Origin of the sequence: Sphaerothrix gracilis Ecp01 (assembly GCF_030405905.1) — a bacterium.
GTDB classification, from domain to species: Bacteria; Cyanobacteriota; Cyanobacteriia; order Phormidesmidales; family Phormidesmidaceae; genus Sphaerothrix; species Sphaerothrix gracilis.
The window spans coordinates 1-2701 of record NZ_JASATW010000081.1 but is presented as its reverse complement, the minus strand read 5'-3'; the positions used below and the strand labels follow the sequence as shown (position 1 = coordinate 2701).

3 protein-coding genes and 1 pseudogene are annotated in these 2701 nt (G+C 55.0%); all 4 read left to right on the top strand.

Annotation, left to right across the window (positions count from 1 at the left end; all coding sequences use genetic code 11):
- Positions 1-1275 (top strand): DNA topoisomerase (locus QJQ48_RS27670; RefSeq protein WP_346294439.1); only part of this gene is annotated, 1275 nt, incomplete at its 5' end.
- Between the two features lie 32 nt (positions 1276-1307).
- A complete protein-coding gene (locus QJQ48_RS27665) occupies positions 1308-1697 on the top strand; it encodes a single-stranded DNA-binding protein (protein ID WP_346294438.1) in 390 nt (129 codons plus the stop codon).
- Entirely contained in the window at positions 1697-1888 is a 192-nt protein-coding gene (locus tag QJQ48_RS27660) for a hypothetical protein (RefSeq protein WP_346294437.1), read from the top strand. The genes QJQ48_RS27665 and QJQ48_RS27660 overlap by 1 nt, the downstream gene beginning before the upstream one ends.
- A 7-nt stretch (positions 1889-1895) precedes the next feature.
- A pseudogene (locus QJQ48_RS27655) lies at positions 1896-2701 on the top strand (strawberry notch C-terminal domain-containing protein); the annotation flags it as partial.

Genomic DNA, 2701 nt, shown 5'->3' with positions numbered 1-2701 from the left:
CCGCAGGGCCGTAAGTCTTTGATTACCTATCACCGCACTGATGCCCCAGTGCTCTCAAATGAGTTCAAGGCCACGGCTAAAGGGTGGTTAGAGGTGAATGATGCGGAGAACATACCGGAGCAGACAGCCTCATACCGGGCTAAGAAAGGGGCACAAGAGGCCCACGAAGCTATCCGTCCAACGCACTTAGACATTCATCCAGATAGCGTTCGTCAGGCGTTATCGGAAAAGCAGTATCAGCTCTATAGCCTGATCTGGCACCGAGCGATCGCCGCGTGCTGCCGTCATGCGCGGATTGCCAAAACTCGCATTGTGAGTGAGTCTGGCGGTGTGTACTGGGAGGCTAAGGGCCAGATAGTTGAATTTGAGGGCTATGCCCGCTACTGGAACAACCTCAAGGATGATGAGGCATTACCAGAGATTAAAGAAGGTCAGGCGCTAGAGCTGGCCCAGAGCAAATCAGAGCGGCGTAAAACCTCACCCCCACCGCGTTACAGTGAGGCCCAGCTCGTGCAGACCTTGGAAAAGCTGGGAGTGGGACGCCCTTCTACGTTTGCGGCCACGGTGCAGACGCTCAAGAGCCGTAAGTACGTGCATATTTCTAAGCGAAAACTTGCCCCTAGCAAGCTGGGGATGGAAACCTACCGGGTGCTAGCAGCCACCGTGCCCGACCTGCTCAGCAGCGACTTCACTGCCGAGATGGAAGCGGCTCTAGATGCGATCTCAGAGGGAGAGAAAGACTGGCAGCGATATCTGTGCCAGTGGAATAGCGAGTATTTTCAGCCCGCGCTGACAACAGCGCAGGTCGTTGTTCAAGAGGAATATACCGATATGAATCAGCAAAATGCAAGCGAGCTAACCGATTTTCAATGCCCAGTCTGCGACGGGAAACTCGAAACCTATTCCTATCAAAAGGATGGTCAACTCAAGACCCTATTGCGCTGCCACAACGTCAATGCTGAAAGCCTGCAAGAGCAGGCGCAAGAGGGCTGCTCGGATGTGGCATTTTTTGAGTCTAGAGGAGCTTGGTGGAGTCCTGAGTATGGTGAGCTGGGCGAGAGTGATATTCCAGACGATGAGGTGACAGAGGTCCCTTGTCCCGTGTGTCAGGGATCCCTGGAGAAGCATTTCTACCCGAAAGAGGGAGAAGTTAAATCGATGTTGCGTTGCCATGAGCAAAGACAGCAGGCTTGCTCAGAGGTGGCTTTCTTTGAAACTGATGATGGCTACTGGAGTCCTGAGTATGGCGAATTGAAACAGGCCGTGAATGTGTAAATCGCGAGTTGAAGTAAACAGGAGGAAAAATAATGAGTACCCGCAATCTCAACGTCTTAACGATTGCTGGAAACATTGCTGCCGAGCCGGAGATCAAATCGGTGACGACTCGCAGTGGTAAGGAGACTCAGGTAGCAGAAGTGACTATCTATGCCGAACAGCCGACCAATGACGGTAGCTTTCGAGTGCGGTTGTCTATCTGGGAAGGCTCTAGCACCTGGAGCGTATTGCCTTATCTGAAGACCGGCAGCTTAATCACGGCTATCGGGCCAGTAGGGGTCTCTCCCTACATCACGAGCACGGATAACTCTCCGCGTGCGGGTGTGCAAATGGAAGTGGATCGCATCGTGCTCAACATTGTCAATGATGACAGTGAGGATAGTGACCCGCAGCCGTCTGAGCCGGTCGAGGCAGCAGCGTAATGCATCCCTTTATCCAGAAACTCCTAGAACTGGAGCCGGAGATTTTGTCGTTCTACTGGAACGGGCGGCAGATTCTACGGATTGAAGACGGTGAGATCGTGTTAGAGAGCTCTGTTCGCCGCAGTTCAGGTCTTCTAACGGTTCACTTCGATGATGAACCGGCCCCTGTGTACTTCCAGGCAATTTCGTAGCTGAGCGATGGCTTTAAGCGAGGAGCAACAAGGTCAGCTTGTCAGTACGTTCCAGGAGCGTTTGCTCGCAGGCGATCGCTTTGAGAGTATCGTCCAGGCGCGGCAGGTCGCCTCTGAGGTTTTGGGAGGGCGCGTCAGTGGCGGCAGCCCATTAGCCAAGGCGACTGAGGAAGCGATTGAACAGGGCCTCGTCAGAGCGGGCCGTCAGATAGTAGAGCAGGGCCAGGAGCAAGGGCGATCGCCGGTGGAGACGTTCGAGCAGCTCGTAGACCTGTATGAGCGCCAGCCGCGCTTGGGGACTCGTTCATCGACCTCGATTTTGCGCCAGCAGTACAGCACGCCAATGCCGATCGCCTACCTGGGGTCACAGCTCGCCGGTGTGACTCAGGAAAGCAGCGTCTACGAACCGACAGCCGGACACGGAGCATTGCTGCTAGAAGCCAATCCAGAGAAGGCCACGGTCAACGAGCTGGACGATAACCGGGCTGCCGACTTGCGGCGACAGGGCTACCGCGTCACTCAGAACGATGCGACGAGCTACCGCCCGGAGCCGCGCAGTCAGGATGTGGTGATTGCGAATCCGCCGTTTGGTCGCAGGCGCAAAGAGGGTAGAGCTGAGCGCTTCACCATTGGCGCAGAGGCGACCCCTATCAACAGCTCACAGCTAGATCATGTCATTGCCTGGCGATCGCTTGAGGCGATGAAAGACGATGGCAGCGCGGTGCTAATTATTGGCGGAGAGAAGGGTTCAGAAGCCCATCGCTCGGACGAATACAACACGCAGCAGAACCGAGGCTTCTACAAAAATCTCTA

What these genes read in the sequence shown, in the direction of transcription:
- QJQ48_RS27665 (WP_346294438.1), top strand. Translation starts at nt 1,308, where the DNA reads ATGAGTACCCGCAATCTCAACGTCTTAACGATTGCTGGAAACATTGCT.
- QJQ48_RS27660 (WP_346294437.1), top strand. Translation starts at nt 1,697, where the DNA reads ATGCATCCCTTTATCCAGAAACTCCTAGAACTGGAGCCGGAGATTTTG.